15 protein-coding genes are annotated in these 15,098 nt (G+C 63.9%); 3 read left to right on the top strand and 12 right to left on the bottom strand.

All coding sequences use genetic code 11. The features are described from left to right. Positions 1-540: 540 nt before the first annotated feature. Positions 541-1,734: a phage integrase central domain-containing protein gene (locus NE850_RS00975; RefSeq protein WP_310698318.1), complete on the top strand. Its 1,194-nt coding sequence runs from the start codon at positions 541-543 to the stop codon at positions 1,732-1,734. A gap of 343 nt (positions 1,735-2,077) precedes the next feature. Continuing rightward, the gene (locus NE850_RS00970; RefSeq protein WP_310698316.1) at positions 2,078-2,305 is read left to right on the top strand and encodes an AlpA family transcriptional regulator; all 228 of its coding nucleotides are present in this window, start codon (positions 2,078-2,080) and stop codon (positions 2,303-2,305) included. Between the two features lie 382 nt (positions 2,306-2,687). Here the strand turns inward: NE850_RS00970 and NE850_RS00965 are convergent, their stop codons facing one another. Together NE850_RS00965 and NE850_RS39380 are read right to left on the bottom strand one after the other, a co-directional pair. Further along, positions 2,688-3,023 (bottom strand): hypothetical protein, encoded by a 336-nt coding sequence (locus NE850_RS00965; protein WP_310698315.1) that lies wholly within the window; start codon positions 3,021-3,023, stop codon positions 2,688-2,690. A 179-nt stretch (positions 3,024-3,202) separates the two neighbouring features. Continuing rightward, positions 3,203-3,370: an EamA family transporter gene (locus tag NE850_RS39380; RefSeq protein WP_405044788.1), complete on the bottom strand. Its 168-nt coding sequence runs from the start codon at positions 3,368-3,370 to the stop codon at positions 3,203-3,205. 571 nt (positions 3,371-3,941) lie between these two features. Between NE850_RS39380 and NE850_RS00960 the strand changes: the two genes are divergently transcribed. Continuing rightward, on the top strand, positions 3,942-4,511 hold the full coding sequence (locus tag NE850_RS00960; RefSeq protein ID WP_310698314.1) for a hypothetical protein: 570 nt from the start codon (positions 3,942-3,944) through the stop codon (positions 4,509-4,511). A 36-nt stretch (positions 4,512-4,547) separates the two neighbouring features. Here NE850_RS00960 and NE850_RS00955 read toward each other — a convergent pair whose 3' ends face one another. The 10 genes from NE850_RS00955 to NE850_RS00910 all read right to left on the bottom strand — a co-directional run bounded on the left by NE850_RS00955 (position 4,548) and on the right by NE850_RS00910 (position 15,098). After that, complete coding sequence (locus NE850_RS00955; RefSeq protein WP_310698313.1) at positions 4,548-5,282, bottom strand: acyl-homoserine-lactone synthase; 735 nt, start codon at positions 5,280-5,282, stop codon at positions 4,548-4,550. A 168-nt stretch (positions 5,283-5,450) separates the two neighbouring features. Next, the gene (locus NE850_RS00950) at positions 5,451-6,149 is read right to left on the bottom strand and encodes a LuxR family transcriptional regulator (RefSeq protein ID WP_310698312.1); all 699 of its coding nucleotides are present in this window, start codon (positions 6,147-6,149) and stop codon (positions 5,451-5,453) included. A 480-nt stretch (positions 6,150-6,629) separates the two neighbouring features. Further along, positions 6,630-7,556: a 3-oxoacyl-[acyl-carrier-protein] synthase III C-terminal domain-containing protein gene (locus NE850_RS00945; RefSeq protein WP_310698310.1), complete on the bottom strand. Its 927-nt coding sequence runs from the start codon at positions 7,554-7,556 to the stop codon at positions 6,630-6,632. Then, positions 7,553-8,614: a 3-oxoacyl-ACP synthase gene (locus NE850_RS00940; protein ID WP_310698309.1), complete on the bottom strand. Its 1,062-nt coding sequence runs from the start codon at positions 8,612-8,614 to the stop codon at positions 7,553-7,555. Before NE850_RS00940 ends, NE850_RS00945 begins: the two co-directional genes overlap by 4 nt. After that, a complete protein-coding gene (locus NE850_RS00935; protein ID WP_310698404.1) occupies positions 8,611-9,165 on the bottom strand; it encodes a GNAT family protein in 555 nt (184 codons plus the stop codon). The genes NE850_RS00940 and NE850_RS00935 overlap by 4 nt, the downstream gene beginning before the upstream one ends. A gap of 22 nt (positions 9,166-9,187) precedes the next feature. Then, positions 9,188-10,255, bottom strand: coding sequence for an acyl-CoA dehydrogenase family protein (locus NE850_RS00930; RefSeq protein WP_310698308.1), 1,068 nt, complete (start codon positions 10,253-10,255; stop codon positions 9,188-9,190). A gap of 85 nt (positions 10,256-10,340) precedes the next feature. Then, positions 10,341-11,543: a pyridoxal-dependent decarboxylase, exosortase A system-associated gene (locus NE850_RS00925; RefSeq protein WP_310698307.1), complete on the bottom strand. Its 1,203-nt coding sequence runs from the start codon at positions 11,541-11,543 to the stop codon at positions 10,341-10,343. After that, positions 11,540-13,144 (bottom strand): acyl-CoA ligase (AMP-forming), exosortase A system-associated, encoded by a 1,605-nt coding sequence (locus tag NE850_RS00920; protein ID WP_310698306.1) that lies wholly within the window; start codon positions 13,142-13,144, stop codon positions 11,540-11,542. The genes NE850_RS00925 and NE850_RS00920 overlap by 4 nt, the downstream gene beginning before the upstream one ends. 25 nt (positions 13,145-13,169) lie before the next feature. After that, positions 13,170-14,111 (bottom strand): 3-oxoacyl-[acyl-carrier-protein] synthase III C-terminal domain-containing protein, encoded by a 942-nt coding sequence (locus NE850_RS00915; RefSeq protein WP_310698305.1) that lies wholly within the window; start codon positions 14,109-14,111, stop codon positions 13,170-13,172. A 3-nt stretch (positions 14,112-14,114) separates the two neighbouring features. Further along, a complete protein-coding gene (locus NE850_RS00910; RefSeq protein ID WP_310698304.1) occupies positions 14,115-15,098 on the bottom strand; it encodes a 3-oxoacyl-ACP synthase in 984 nt (327 codons plus the stop codon).

The following is a 15,098-nucleotide window of genomic DNA, read 5'->3' as shown; positions in this document are numbered from 1 at the left end:
TCCGGCACGGGCGCACTGCATGCGCACTCACGTCTTATCCCCGGTCGGCCAGCAATGAAGGCAAGTGGCATGTCTGTACGGGTGAGCCGGTAGGGTGAGGATGAACTGGAAGATTCGACGCCGCCGTATCGGCTGTGGACGGGATAGCATCAGGGGTGACTCCCGCGGCGGCCGCGCGTGATCATCCGGTCGCCCTCTGTGAGGGTGGGGGGAGGGCGATCACCCGCGTTTGCCACAGGGTGGGTGGCTGGCTGATCCGGGCCTGGCTGTCGGAGAGGTTCATCGGCCTGACCAATACGGCATGAAAATTTCCGGCGTAGTTGACGCACCATTTAATTCGGTATCCTTGAGATATAACATCGACTGGCAGGGCCGTCGGTGGCAGCCCTGCAGCGAGCTTTCCCGGATAGTGCGGGAGTGTCCCGGAAAAAGCCGGAAAGCCCCGCCGGTAAAGGTATTGCGGGATTTTTTATTGTCCAGATTGACTCAGCCATGTACCCTCTGGGTGAGATCATAAATATGGTCTGACAGGAGGCAGCCATGGGAGCCATTCACCGTCTTTCGTCACTCGGCGTTGCACGTCTGAGCAAGCCCGGCCGTTACTGCGATGGTGGGGGCCTCTACCTTCAGGTGTCGGTTGCGCGGACGCGCTCATGGGTCTATCGATTCAGACGCAAGGGCAGACTGCGGGAGATGGGGCTGGGACCGCTTCACGTCACGACGCTGGCCGAAGCGCGCGAGCGTGCGGCGCGCTACCGGAAGATGATCCTGGAAGGTCTGGACCCGATCGAGGTCAGGCGTGCCGAGCTCATGCAGCACAAGGTAAAGGCCGGGCGCAGCAGGACGTTCGACGAATGCGCGAAGGCGTTCATCGAGGCCAACCGGGCAGGCTGGAAGAGCAGCAAGCACGTCGCGCAGTGGGAGAATACGCTGGCCACCTACGCCTCGCCGGTCATCGGGCCGCTATGCGCCCAGGATATCGATATAACGCTGGTCGTGCGCGTACTCGAGCCGATCTGGCAGATCAAGACGGAAACGGCCAGTCGTGTGCGCGGGCGGATCGAGGCCGTGCTCGACTGGGCGACGGTGCACAGGTATCGGGAAGGCGACAACCCGGCTCGCTGGAAAGGGCATCTCGACAAGGTCTTTCCTGCGCGCGCGAAGGTGCGCAAGGTCCGGCATCGTCCAGCGTTGCCCTATGCCGGGGCTGGCGAGTTCATGACGCTGCTCAGGGCGCAGAAGGGCCTGGCAGCACGAGCGCTTGAACTGCTCATTCTGACCGCCGCCCGGACCAGCGAAGTGCTCGGGGCCACGCGCGGCGAGTTCGATCTTGATGCCGCCATGTGGACCGTGCCGGCGGAACGGATGAAGGCCGATCGCATGCACCGGATTCCGTTGTCCGCACCCGCCATTGAGCTCGTGCAACGTCTGCTCGACGAAGCCGACGGTGAGCTGCTTTTCCCCGGCATGAAAAGAGGGAAGTCCCTGTCGAACACGGCAATGCTCGCGGTCCTTCGGCGGATGGAGCGAACCGGTATCACCGTACATGGTTTCCGGTCGACCTTCCGCGACTGGGCTGCCGAGTGCACGACCTATCCGAACGAGATGGCGGAGATGGCGCTCGCGCACTCGGTGGACGACAAGGTGGAGGCCGCGTATCGACGTGGTGACCTGTTCCGGCGCCGCAGGCAGATGATGGACGACTGGGCGGCTTACTGTGCACGGGCCACGTAGCCGGTTCACCGGTTACCTGCGAACGCTGGCTCGCAGACGTTTCCCGTTAGCGTGGGATCTGGCTCGGCCCGTCAACGGTCCCCCGTTCAGATGTGCTTCGATTGATGCCGCTCACGGATCCGCAAATAGCGAAGTTTTTTCGCGTACGGGCGTGAAGAAGCAAGAATGGACTTTCTCTCGCTGCGGGACGGGAACTCGTGGGAAACGATGGGACGTCCGGTGCATGAGCGGCGCGCGGGATCGCTGCAACGATCTTCCTGGGTGTGCGTTTGATGCGCCTGGCTGCACGCGCTAGTCTGGCAGTGTCCTGTGATGTCTGGACTTCGTCGGGAGGGCCTTCATCGTGATTGAGCAGGCTGTTGAGTACGCGGGAGCGAAAGAGCGCCTTATCCGTCTTCGGGAGGTGCGCGCCCGGGTGGGTCTCGGGGCGAGCACGGTTTATCGCTACCTCGCTGAGGGAAAGTTTCCCAGACCGGTCGAGCTCGGCGGCGGGCGGGTAGCATGGCTTGAAAGCGAGGTCGATGCATGGATCGCAAGCCGCGCTGAAGCCGCCCGTCTGGGGCGGGAATAACTGCCTTCTTCTCTTCGGTGGGCGGCTGCCTTCCGGCTTCTGCGTCAGCCGGTCCACTTCCGGACTATAGCGAATCCGTCAGCCGGCACTGCCTGTCCATGGACGGGACCACAATTATGGTTCTTCAGGGGGCGTATTGGCATGGGCGACGGCCACGTCTGCAAGTGGCGCCACGAGGTCACTGCGTCGGGGAACGGTGACACGCTCTGGATCCAAGTGTGCTGACGGCTTGTGCTGGGCACGCTTCAGCAAGCGATTCGGACTGCCCGTTCAGCTATATGTCGTGCCATGACAATTGACCGGTGGATTCATCGCAATCTGCATGAGACTTAAGAGCGCGACCGTTTCGAAATTGCCGCGACATAGTGGCCGCCGACGGGTTTCAATGGCTGACCAGCCTATGCGAGGCGAACTGTGCCGGTTCGCGTCCGGACCAGTCATCGCCGTAAGGAGCCCATTGACGATGAGCCCGGTCGGTCGATTGCGCCGTATTGGAGAGCCAGTCGAGCGCAGCGAAGCCGTGGGCCGTTATGCTCAGCGCCTGCTGGTTTACAGGCGTGCCGGGTGAGCGGATTGCCTGCGCGCGAGGTTGCCCTTCCCATCGTATGAATCCCCGCTGCAGCAATGCAAAAAACATGGACATCGGCGCCGATTCCAGCAGCGTTTTTGCGCGTGCGAGACGCAGTGCCATCAGCATATTGGCATTCGTTGGCTGCATGTGTGACTGATGGTCGGAGTGAATGGCTACGGTTGCTCCGTGTTTCACCGGCCGGATGTGGATTGACGGCGTGCCGTACCGGGGCACTACTGGTGGGCCGAAATTCAGACTGCACTGGCGAGCACAAGTACAGGTGCGTTCGCCGCGGCGGTGCTGACGGGACTCGCATGCCAAGTTCATCACGATCTCGACACAATGAACACCGACATAAGGACGATGGCGCAGCCGATGATGGTCCTGATGTTGGGGACTTCATGGACGAGTAGCGCCGCTAGAGCGATCCTGTACACCGGCTCGAGATAGGTAAACAGGCTGCCTGTCCGGGCGCTGACTGGTTTCAGCGGCACGGCTGTGCTGTCAGGTTGTACGGTGGCTGGTGAGCTTTTACGGGATGCCGTCAAGACGCCAGTATCCAGGCGCCCGCTACCTGTCCGGTGCAGAGGAACCAGGAAGCCTGCACTGGTCTATGTAGCGTTTTTCTGACGATTCTTTATCGGAGAGGCGCACTGCCACGCGAACGACGGCCCGTCAGCGTTCTGGCGTCGCCAGCGACCATCGGGCGAGAGTGCTCGACGGCGGGTTTAGGCCGAGGCGTCGCGCAGACCGCTGTCCTCCCCGTAAACTATGGCAGCATGCGATCTATGCAACCGGAATACAAACACATCACCGGCTCATCCGCTCACACCTTTTCGACATAACGTTAATCGTTGCACCTGCATCCGACATCCTGCCTTGTTTCGCAGTTGATCTTTCGTTTGAGAAATACGAAAAAAGAGGTGTGGAGGGCCCGGCTGCGTCCCCTGCGGTCAAATTGCCGATATCGCCCGGGAGCGCGCGAGGAGGCATTCCTGACCCCTGAACGTGGTAGAAGCCGGTTTCGTCGCCACGAGACGCGCATGCTCACTCGAGGCAGAGAACATGATGAAAGAACTCAGTGCGTGGAGGCAGGGTGGCGGTGAACGCGGCCTCGCGACATACGCTCCTGGTGTCAGTCCCGACCTGCGTTTGCGGCAGGCTGAGAACGAAGTTCATCGACTGCGCAGGCTCATTGAATTGAAGGACCGACAGATCTGTGAGTTGCGCAGGGCGCTGGCCCATACGGCGACGGTTCACTTTTCGCTGGAAGATCGTCTTCAGCGCGAGCTGGACACGCTGCGGGTCATGATGCCCGACGACGGACCTCAGACGCAATGTAGGCCGCCCGGTGTTGATGAGCTTGGGCGTGGCACCCTGGTCCGATTGCCGTATATGACGAAAACGCTGTCCGTGCTGTTCGATGCAATGTATGCGTTCTGGGCCGATTGCGACGACGCAAAAGCGCCGAAGTCAACCACAGTCGCACATGCGATTGATCAGCGCTTGGGTTTGAACTCACAGATGAACGGCGAGGCGTCCCGCAGCGGTCAGGCCTACGCGTCTGCAATCAGGCCCGACTGGGTCAAGGACGCTGACAACCGTCACCACTGCCGGCGGGCTGGCGGCAGGTGATGCGGGTCTGCTCCAAAGCCCAGCACGATTGTGCGGTTACGGATGGGGCGAGTCGCCCGGGTGGATCATCGGTGTGCCGCTGATTGTCCGGGGCGCGTTTGACTGCCAATCGGCAGGGCGGGGATGATCGATTCGAAAGCGTTGAGCTGTCGGCGAATCTCTAAGGCGGCAGATTGCGCCCAGCAACGTGCCGGCATCGCAATGGATGCAGCTGAAGCTGGCGGGTGTCAGATCGATTGCGCATGCAACGATGTCGGAAGGCTTTCCCGGCCCGCCATGACCGAGATCGACGAGGGCGAGTCCATAGCGCCGGTACAGACGGGCGACGGAGCGCGTGAGTACCCCGACCAGTCGTATAACACCAAAGGAGGCAGCAAGCGCCATCGAATAGGGAAATAGCGACATGCCAGATGTGGTCGCGTCGAGCTGGTTCGACAGGCTTGTTCCCGCAAACCGGGACATTTCCCAGATCGAAGGCGAGGAGGGTACGGATTCCGGATATACGAGTTGCGGGAAGACATCGCGAAGGAGGCATGGCCCTGTCGTGGGCATCAGGCGCGCGCATCCGCAGACCGTTCCATCGGTGGCCAGGGCCACGAGCTGGATGGTGTCGCCTCCATCGAATTCGTCCCATTCGGCCGTGGCGTCAGCTGAGACGCCGGGAATCTCCCAGTGCAACCGCTGGACAAAAACCTTGTGACGGAAGGCTCCGAGACGGTGACGCAAACTGGTTGGCAGATCGTCGAGTCTGCCGGCTATGACGTGTGACATGGCTCCTCCTCGTGTTAGCCGTTGAGGCGAAGCTATCAGTGCGATTTCGGACCAGAAACTCGGAAGTTGCGGAGGGTGGAGGCACAATTGCCTATGCAGCGGGTACCGCTGCCACAGGCAATCGGCACGCGAAAGAGAAGGCCAGACGGGATGATCGAAAGCGGGGCGTCAGGGTTCGACCAGACCCTGGACGGTCGCGTTGACGGCCGCCGCTGTGCGACTGTTGAAGTTGAGCGCTTTCATCGCTTCTTCGATGTGATAGTCGACGGTATAGCGGGAGATCCCGAGGATGATGCCGATTTCCGTTGAGGTTTTGCCGCGAGCGACCCAGGTGAGGCATTCCCGCTGACGGGGTGTCAGGAAGTGGGAGGCTTTCGTTGACCGTGTGCGCGTGAGCCGGTGCAGCTCGAAGTGAAACTGGGTGCTGATGAGATAGGCGAGCCGGGCGTTGAATGCATCGTTGACCGATTCGAGAGGTCCCGCCAGACTGAAGAGCAGGATGCTACCGCCGGGCTGGTGCAGCGGCACGCTGAGGCCGCCCGGCAAACCGGCCTGCCGCGCCTCGTCGAGGATTCGATGTTCGGCCTTGCTCAGGCCGATAATGTCGTGCCAGCGAAAGGGTGCCGATTGGGTGAATGCAGCGCGGTGAACGGGATCGGCACAGGCGTAGTTACGGCGTTGATAGTGCCGGACCCATTCATCCGGATAATCGCCGCAGATTACCTCCAATGCCGTCCGAGGGAGGCAGGGGGAACGGGTACGTGCAACGCGGCTGATGACAAAATGGGGAAAGCCCAACGCGTTGGCGGCGTTTCCGAAGGAGTCGGCGAGTGAGGGAAGATCGGCGGCATATGCGAGTGGCATCATCGGTGCCGTGACGGCTCCCTGCGAGCGGTCAACTGCAGGTGACGTGGGGCGGAGGACCGCATTGGGAGGGTCCTGCGATGCATCTTTCATATCGACTACCTCGGCGCTGCCCCACGGGGTCCGGAACATCAGTACCGCATGAAAGTGCTGGTCCCTGCACACGATGTGCGCAGCTCATGCGAGAGGCATTTCCGGGAGTGAGGAGCCAGTCAGAGGCCGGCATCCGGTTGCCAGAATGGAGTTCCGGCACGGTCTACCAGACGCCGGCTGCTGACGTTTCCGGTAACCGCTTTACACATATTATAGTCAGTAGAATAGATTCGCACGTCGTGCCACTTTCAGTGCGCGGCAGTCGGCAAGCCTCGACGGTAAAGGTCGTTGCGACGGGAAAAAAGGGCCGCGATGCTGCTTCGCTGAGGGGCTGTCCGTGCGACCGGAACGCCGTTAAGCGTAGCTGTGGGCCGGTGGTTATTGATCCGATTACCGGCAGAGGACCGCTGCGGCGCAGAACCCGCCGACGCCCCGCGCGAAAAGGAGGAACGGGCGACCGGGAACAAGGACGTCATCGCAGTCGGCCAGATTGATGAATGGATCGCTGACGGTGACGTGTCCGACCCGCCCAAAATTGCTGGCGAACAGCCGCTCCCGTGGAATCCGGAGCGAGTCCAGCAGCCGGTACCATGCAGGAAGGTCCAGATGGTGTGGCAGGATGAGCTGCAGGTCTTCGGGGGGGCAGTGCGCCTGCCGGAGCGTGGTGCTGATCAGGCTGCGGGCTGCAAGAAATTGGCGCGCGGCGATGGACGGACTGTCGAGTCCTGAGGTGCCGCGCCACCCCAGTCCGCTGCAGTGGGTCCCCACTGCAAGCAGCCGGTTGGTCGCGCCGCCGCGTTGCACGAGCGCGGCAAACGCGCCGTCACCCATGATGCCTTCGCCGCGCATGAGTCGCTCTGGTTCAAGTGGCATGACGTCCGCGCCGACGAGCAGGACGCGACGCATGTGCGGCCGCGCGACGAACATCGCACGGATGACGCGCAGTGCGCCCAGTGCCGAGGCGCAGTGTTGCTGGGCGAGGGAAAACGTCTCGGCGTGGGTAAAACCAAAGTGATCGCACAGCAGACCGGGCAGCGACATGGGCGGTGGAGCGATGCTGCCCTGCAGGGTGTGCACGTAGACTAGGCAGTCGATGGTGTCCGCCGCGACACACGAGGCGAGCATGACCTGCCGGATTGCGCTGGCCGCGAGCCCGATTGCGGTCTGGCCCGTGGCGCGGTGGTACCGATGCATTCCGGCACGTTCGAGCCCCGGCACGGCAGCGTATTGTCTGGCGCGCCTGCCCCAGCTTCCGACGTCATCGACGCGCCCGGGAAGATGATAGGCGACATGGGTGATAGCGGGATCCTGCGTCATGAGGCAGAGCGCCTGGTGGACCGGCGGTCCTGGAAGGGCATGCCGCGCGCCTCGAGCAACGCGGCGCCGATGAAGCCCCCGATGCCGAACCCCCACAGCAGGGTGCGGCGGTCGTGGCGGGGGGCCAGGCAATCGGGTGTCTGTGCGAGTCGGACGATGGACTCGGCCGCGCCAAGGTGAGCAGACTCTTCGCGCCGTTCGCGCACGGCGGGGCGATCGAGATGGCTGTGCACTGCGACACTGAGGGATGGCATCCCCTGATGGCCGATCACATCGTTTATCTGGTTGCGGCGGAGGCCGTTCCGGGCGAGCAGAAGATCGATGAGCTTTGTCAGTGTGGATGCCCAGGACTCGTCGCTTTCTGTGATACCGGGTTGGCTGCGATGGGGAACGCGGCGCGTTTCGGCATCGAGTATCCTCAGCCCGCCACTTTCAGGGGCGGCTCTTTGGATGAGCAGCGCGCCGGCGGCGTCCCCCTGTATCACTCCGCCCGTCGCGCATCTTGTGAACGGTGGGCACCATTTCTCGGCAGCGACAATCAGGATGGTGTGGACGTCCGCCTCGGCAAGCAGCAGGTCACCGGCAAGTCTCAAGGCAGTGAAGACCGACGCTCCCTGCTGTTGCGATACCGAAAACGCCAGGCACGACGCGCCGGTTTCCTCGCACAGCCTGCCGGCGGTTGTGGCCGGGACATGCTCGCCGGGCGTGGTATGGCAGAACATGATGACGTCGATCGGGCTGGCGTTGCCGGGGCGTCTGGCGCAAATGTTCCTGAGTACCTGCGCGGCGAGTCCTGTCTGGTCCAGTGTGGTTTCGACAGGGATCATGTAGCACCGATCCGGAATCGCTGGATCGTGACTCAAGGTCGGCGGATGACCGGCCTCAATCTGCGGTGATGCCTCCAGCCAGTGTCCATAGTCCGGATGCCAGGAACGCATCCAGGTGTTCCAGCCTGGGTTGCTGGTAGTGCGCAGTGCTGATTCTTTTTCAAGCCATCGGGACAGCGGCATGGCGGGCGGCACACACGACGTCAGTGCGGTGATGACCGGGCGGCTCATGGCTCACCCGCGGGCGTCCCGGTGGCCAGGGCGAGGTCTCCCGGCAACAGGTCGTACAGTACGCGTCCAAAGCGGGAGCCCTGCATGACGTGGCAGTTGCGCTGCTGTCCAGCGGGGCGAAACCCGATGCGCTCGAGGAGCCGGCGCGAGCGCACGTTACAGTCCACCGCCCACGCCGTGATGCACTGCAGACGGTCGGTCATGAAGGCATCATGCAGCACGCGCGTCGATGCGAGCAGCGTCATGTCACGGCAGGCGGGTCTTCGTGCGTCGCGCAGGACCCAGAAGGATCCGGTTCCGAATGCATGCGTGATGTCGCTGACGGCCGCAAGGCCACTCGGCGTGTGGTGTCCCATGGCGCCGAAAACCCGAAGCCTGTGCCGGCCGCTGCGGGCCATCGACTGGATGGCGAGGAGCGGCAGTGTCTGGCGGCCCAGCCCGAAATCGAACCACTGGTTGAGGTCCGGCTGCGCGAGCCAGGCGGCAATATCGTGCAGGTCGTCACCATCGGGCTCGCGAAGCCAGCAGGATGGCGCTCTTCCTGCGGCCAGGACACACCGGTCCTTTTGCCCCTCAGGAACGCGGGCCTGGTTGCAGTTGCTCACGCGGATTCTCCGTCCCAGCGCGCGCTGGCGCAGTTGCGGTCAGGCTCTGGCCGACGCCGGAAAGAAGCATCGCAAACCAGTGCATTGTCTGGAACCGCGCTGCAGGGGGCAGTCCTTCGACGTAGCCGTGCCCGCCGCACAGCTGCACCAGTTCCCGGCTTGCATCCAGCGCCTCGGTTGCGATGTGACGGGCCATCTGGCTGACGGTCACGACCTGCATGTCGCCGTCGAGCATCGCGGCGCTGCGCAGAAAGAGGTGGCAGGCATGGGCCGCCGTGACCAGGTCGGCGACGCGCGAGGCGACGAGTTGATGGGCCGCAAGCGGCTTGCGGAAGCTTTGGCGACCCGCGCTGTATGAGAGCGCGAAACGGGCGCTTTGCCGCATCGCCCCGCAGAGCAGTGCGCCAAGATAGAGCGCAACGTCGACTAACCACAGCCGGGCGGGATCGTGCGGCCTCATACCCGCAGCAGGAGGGACAGTGGCGACGTGCGCTTTGGACGTGGCAAGGTCGTAATGCTCGAGGCACAGGCCATCCGTAAACACGACTGTGGCGTTGCCGGGCTCCGGTGAGCTTGCATCTGCTGTCGCGATGACGAGAGTGATGTGCCCGTCGCGCTCCTGAATCGTCATGAAGGGCGAACTGCGGTGCTGGCGCAGCACCCACACGCCGGTACCGTCGACGTCGACGATACCCGGTGCGATCGACGTCGTGCCGTCGAAATAGTGACTGACGTCGTGATCAGGCAGACGGTCAAGCGCCTCGCAATCGCGCAGTGTCATCAGTGCGGGGCTGCTGAGCGAGAGCTGGACGGCCCGCTCAAGCGGGCCGGCGGCGAGTTGTTCCATGATGAGCGCCAGGTCGTGCCGGCTGATGTTCATGCCGCCGCGAGCTTCCGGCAGGATCATGCGTCCCACTTCGAGCGTTGCAGCCAGCCGGACAGTCTCGAGCCATGCCGAAGGATTGGGCGGCTGCCGAAGCAGCGGCTCAAGGCGGTCGCGCGCGAACCGTTCGGTCGCTGCACGCAGGTCCTGCACTTCTTCACTGAGATCCCATGTTGCGCGTTCAGGTACCGCGACAGAACATCCAGTCATTACCATGCTGTTCTCCGTGGTGTCCAGGCTAGACGAGCATCTCGACGGGGGCCGGGTGACCCAGGAAATGCTCCGGGCTGGCTGAGCGGCCATAGGCACCCGATTGCCTGATCACCACATAATCCCCGATACGCGACGCGGGCAATTCCACGTCGTCGGCGAGCCGGTCGAGAGGCGTGCACAGGCAGCCGACCACGTGGCAGCGCTCGTACGACGTGGCATCGGCCCGGTTTCCGAGAAAGACCGGGAAATTCCGGCGCAGAACCTGGCCGAAGTTGCCGGAGGCCGCCAGATGGTGATGCAGACCGCCGTCGGTGATGACAAACGTCTTGCCGCCCGAGACCTTGCGGTCGATGACGCGGCACACATAGATGCCTGCTTCGCCGACCAGATATCGTCCGAGTTCCAGGATGGTTTTCGTGTGTGGAAGCAGTGAGTGAAGCCGCGCGTGCCAGCCGTGCATGGCGCCACAGACGGCCTCGATATCCAGCGGTGTTTCCCCCGGGAAATAGGGGATGCCAAAGCCGCCGCCGAGATTGACGAAGCCGGGTTCCACGCTCAGGTCGCCGGCCAGGCGCTCGACGAGTTCCGCACTTAGTCGCTGCGCCTGGATCACTGTCGGCGCATGCAGGCATTGCGAGCCCCAGAAAATGTGAAAACCGCTGAGTGCGACTTCCCGTGCTGCCAGTTCGCGCAGGAGCGTCGGCACCTGATCGACGTCCACGCCGAACGGGGTGCCGCCGCCGCCCATGCGCATGCCGCTGTGGCTGACCTGAAAGTCGGGATTGATCCGGATCGCGACACGGGGTTTCACGCCCAGTTCCCATCCCAGTGCGGTGACAAGGCGCAGCTGCGTCTCCGATTCGATATGGATGTTGACGTCGCATGCAACGGCGCGCCGCAGGTCGTCGTGGGACTTGCCGGGGCCGGCGAACCCGATGTCTCCAGGTGGCGCACCCGCATCGAGCGCGAGGGCCATTTCCTGCGCCGAAGCCACGTCGAAGCCGTCGACTTCCCCGCCGAGATGATGAACGACGGACGGCATCGGGTTGGCCTTGATCGAATAGTGGAGCTGCATGTTGCCGGGTATCAGGCGGCGTAGTTCCCGGATGCGTTGCGTGATCGCGGCGCGGTCGTAGGCGAAGAACGGTGTGCGCCCGGCGCGTTCGGCAAGCTGACGGATGTCGGCACCCCCGAACGGCTGGCCCGGGCTGGAGAGAGAATGGTTCATGATGTCTGTCCGGAGCCTGAAGCGTGGGCCGCGAATGCCGTGCGCAGCGCAGCGCGGTCGAACTTGCCGTTGGCGTTGCGTGGAATCTCCGCACAACGGACGATATCTCGGGGGACCATGTACCGCGGCAGCTGCTTGATGCACCAGTCGCGTACCCCGTCGGTTGTCACTGTGTCGCCTGTCATGACCACCATCAGGGCGACAGCTTCGCCGAGTTCCCCGTCCGGTATGCCGAACGCGGCGACTTCGTGCACGAGACCGCTTGCGTGGACGGTTTCCTCGATTTCCTCGGGGCTGATGCGATAACCTGAGCTCTTGATCTGGGCATCGTTGCGGGCGATGAAATAGAGAAAGCCTTCTGCGTCACGCTGCACGAGGTCACCGGACCAGACCGCGGTGTCCCGCTGCGCGCCGCCCGGTTTCACTTCGGGGGATGGGCGATAGCGTTGGGTGGTCCGTGCGGTGTCGTTCCAGTATCCGAGCGTGACAAAGGCGCCTGTGTGCACCAGCTCGCCGGGTTCACCGGGCTCGCATGGCGTACCGTCCGGACGCACGACAAGCACGCGTGCGTTCGGGACGGCCTTGCCGATGGAGTCCGGTCGCCGGTCGACCTCAGCGGGGTCCAGGAATGTCGAGCGGAAGGCCTCGGTGAGGCCATACATCAGGAACGGCTTCGCACCCGGAAACAACGCCCGCAGTTTCTGCAACACCGGCAGTGGCAGGCGGCCGCCCGTGTTCGCGAAGTAGCGCAGGTGGCGTCGCGCCGCGTCGGACCATGCCGCGCCCGCGAGTTGCATCCACAGCGGCGGCACACCGGTGAGCGCGGTGATGTGCTCGCGCTCGCACGCTGCGATCGCGTCGTGGGCCGTCAGGTAATTCAGGAGAACGGGCGTGGCGCCGGCGGCCCAGGCGGATGTGAGCTGGCTCAGTCCGGCGTCGAAGCTCAGCGGGAGCGCTGCGAGGATGCGGTCTGACGGCCCGTGGCCAAGGTACTCGGCGACGCTCCATGCACCTTCGAGGAGGTTGCGATGGCTGAGCATCACGCCCTTGGGTAGTCCTGTGGAGCCGGAGGTGTAGAGCAGGGCGGCGAGATCCGTGTCGACGCACGCTTTGCAGAAGGTTGTGTCTGCAACGTCATTCGGGGTAACGGCGGTGGTCCAGGGCCAGCGATGAATCCGGCCAGCCGCTTCCAGATTCGCGGGAGGCACGCCGGGCTCATCCACGATGATGACGTCTGCCACGGGCGAGGACCCTGCTTCAGCCAGGGTATGGGCGCGCAAGCCTGAGGTGACGAGACATGCCGCGCCGCAGTCGCGCAGCACGTGGCTGACCTGCGCCGGCTTGAGAAGCGGATTGACCGGAACGAACACGCCGCCCGCGGCAGTCGCGCCCAGCATGGCAACGACGGCCTCAACGCGCTTGTCGAGGAAGATCGCGACGCGCGCACCTGGCGGGATGTCGAGCGCGGTCAGGGCATGTCCGAACGCGTGGGCGCTGTTGACCAGTTCCCTGTACGTGACGACGGTCTCTGAGCAGACGAGCGCCTGTGCATCCGGGGTACGCCGTGCGTGTGATTGGACGAGGTCAAGGAGATTTCTCATTGCTGGACTCCGATGACGTTCCTGGTCAGTGGCGTATGACCATCGCGCCGAAGCAGCCGGCGAGTCCGCTCGAAAACAGCAGCGAGGACGTGCCTGGCGCGCGGTGCGGGGACGTACCGAAATTGATGAATGGATCGGCGCCGAAGACGTGACCGAATTTCCCGAAGTTCGACGTGACGAGCCGCTCGTGGGGCACGGCCAGCATCGTCATCAGGCGGGACCAGCCAGGAAGGTTGACGTGGTGAGGAAACACGGCCGCGAGGTCACGTCCCGTGATCCCGGCCTGCGCGAGGGCGGCGCGCATCGTGGTGAATGCGGACCAGTAGTAGCGGTCATCGGGAACGGGCTGCAGTTCGTCATCCGTGCCGCGAAAATAACGGTGGTCGGTATACAGGTGCAGGCCGGTAATCCGGTTGCGATCGCAATCCCGCTCCAGTAGAAAGGCACACGCACCGTCGCCGTGGAGCGCGAGATCCTCGATCGCACGCAGATGGTCGCATCCGGAACCGATGACGTCTGCGCACACCACGATGGCGCGCCGAAGCGGCTGGCCTTCCACCGACAGCGCCTGAAGTATGCGGACTGCGGCCATCGGCGAGACGCAGTTCTGCTGCATGACCGAGAACGCAAGTGCGCGTCTCAGGCCCATGTGCGACTGGATGAACGCTGCAGTGCCGGCCGGCGGGGCGAGCACACTGCTCTGGATCGTGTGCGTATAGACCAGAGCGTCGATGTCCGGGGGCGCGGCGCCAGTCTGTGCGAGCAGCGCCGATACGGCATCGCATGCAAGGCTTACCGGCGATCCAGCTGCCGCGTCATGGAACTGGTGCACACCATTGCGCATCAGTGCTTCGGCCCGCTGCCCGGGGAGCCCGCACCGACGCGCCCAGGTATTAGCGTCGACGGTCTGCTTCGGCAGCCGGAAGGCGACGGCAGACAGGGACAGTGTGCTGGCGGACGCGAACATGGTTCAACCCGCCTGATATTCGAGAACAGCGCAGGCAGCCTGTCCCTGCAGGCCAGTGGACCACAGCAGTACGTGATCTCCGACGGCGGGCGTGACTACGCTGAGAAACGCGTCGAACTGCGCGAGCGGATCCGCAGCGCACAGATAACCGATGTCGTTGGGCCCGGCACTCCATGTCCGGTCGGCCGGCAAGCCAGCGCGTGCACCGATCGTGCGGACGAGCGCGGGCGCGATGCAGGGCGGAACGATCCACTGGACTCTACGCGCGGTTAGTCCGGCGGTGCTGCAGGCTTCGTCAATGACGCTGGACAGGGCCTCGTCATCGATCCAGGCTTCGACGCTGCGGCGAAGGGGCGGCGTTCGTACGGTCACGCTGCGCACTGACCAGCCCCCGGCTGGGCCGCGCTGGACAACGGCGGCCGCGGCGCCGTCGCCCAGCGCAGCGACGGCACCGGCCAGACGGGAAAAGGGGGAAAGCCATCGTTCGGCGCCCACGACAAGGACCGACTCGAGGTCCCCGTCTTCGGCCATCATGCCGCGGGCAATCCGAAGTCCCAGGAATGACGCGACACCCTGAAGCTGCCCGACGGCGAGCGGCGGTCGGGTCGACCTGAACTCGCTGTGCAGCCGCCCCGCACATGACATGGCGAGGTCGTGCTCGAGACTGGTCGCGCACACGACGATCTGGTCCACGGTCTGCCTTGCCTCGGACGACGATCGCCGGACTGCCTGCCGGGCGGCCAGCAAAGCCATGTCCGTCAGCGTGATGTTGCGTTCGATCGCTACCTGCTGCGGGGAGGGCGGCCGAAAGGTTTCATCTACGTCATCTGGCGGACAGGCTGCAATCCGCCACCTCAGCACGTCGGAATAGATTGACTGCATGACGACGTCGCGGGAGGACGTGGAGGCCCCGGCCGCACCGCGCAGTTGCGCCTGCGGCGGTACGCGCCCGCTCGGGATGTATCGCGACGTGGTGCTGATGCGCAT

The sequence above is a fragment of the Paraburkholderia sp. USG1 genome, assembly GCF_031570135.1.
Taxonomy (GTDB): domain Bacteria; phylum Pseudomonadota; class Gammaproteobacteria; order Burkholderiales; family Burkholderiaceae; genus Paraburkholderia; species Paraburkholderia dioscoreae.
Note: the sequence above shows the minus strand (reverse complement) of the source record. Positions and strands in the feature narration are given on the sequence as shown.

Coding starts and splice junctions, on each gene's coding strand:
- NE850_RS00975 (WP_310698318.1), top strand. CDS start 541: ATGGGAGCCATTCACCGTCTTTCGTCACTCGGCGTTGCACGTCTGAGC.
- NE850_RS00965 (WP_310698315.1), bottom strand. CDS start 3,023: ATGCAGCCAACGAATGCCAATATGCTGATGGCACTGCGTCTCGCACGC.
- NE850_RS00960 (WP_310698314.1), top strand. CDS start 3,942: ATGATGAAAGAACTCAGTGCGTGGAGGCAGGGTGGCGGTGAACGCGGC.
- NE850_RS00955 (WP_310698313.1), bottom strand. CDS start 5,282: ATGTCACACGTCATAGCCGGCAGACTCGACGATCTGCCAACCAGTTTG.
- NE850_RS00950 (WP_310698312.1), bottom strand. CDS start 6,149: ATGATGCCACTCGCATATGCCGCCGATCTTCCCTCACTCGCCGACTCC.
- NE850_RS00945 (WP_310698310.1), bottom strand. CDS start 7,556: ATGACGCAGGATCCCGCTATCACCCATGTCGCCTATCATCTTCCCGGG.
- NE850_RS00940 (WP_310698309.1), bottom strand. CDS start 8,614: ATGAGCCGCCCGGTCATCACCGCACTGACGTCGTGTGTGCCGCCCGCC.
- NE850_RS00925 (WP_310698307.1), bottom strand. CDS start 11,543: ATGAACCATTCTCTCTCCAGCCCGGGCCAGCCGTTCGGGGGTGCCGAC.
- NE850_RS00920 (WP_310698306.1), bottom strand. CDS start 13,144: ATGAGAAATCTCCTTGACCTCGTCCAATCACACGCACGGCGTACCCCG.
- NE850_RS00915 (WP_310698305.1), bottom strand. CDS start 14,111: ATGTTCGCGTCCGCCAGCACACTGTCCCTGTCTGCCGTCGCCTTCCGG.
- NE850_RS00910 (WP_310698304.1), bottom strand. CDS start 15,098: ATGCGCATCAGCACCACGTCGCGATACATCCCGAGCGGGCGCGTACCG.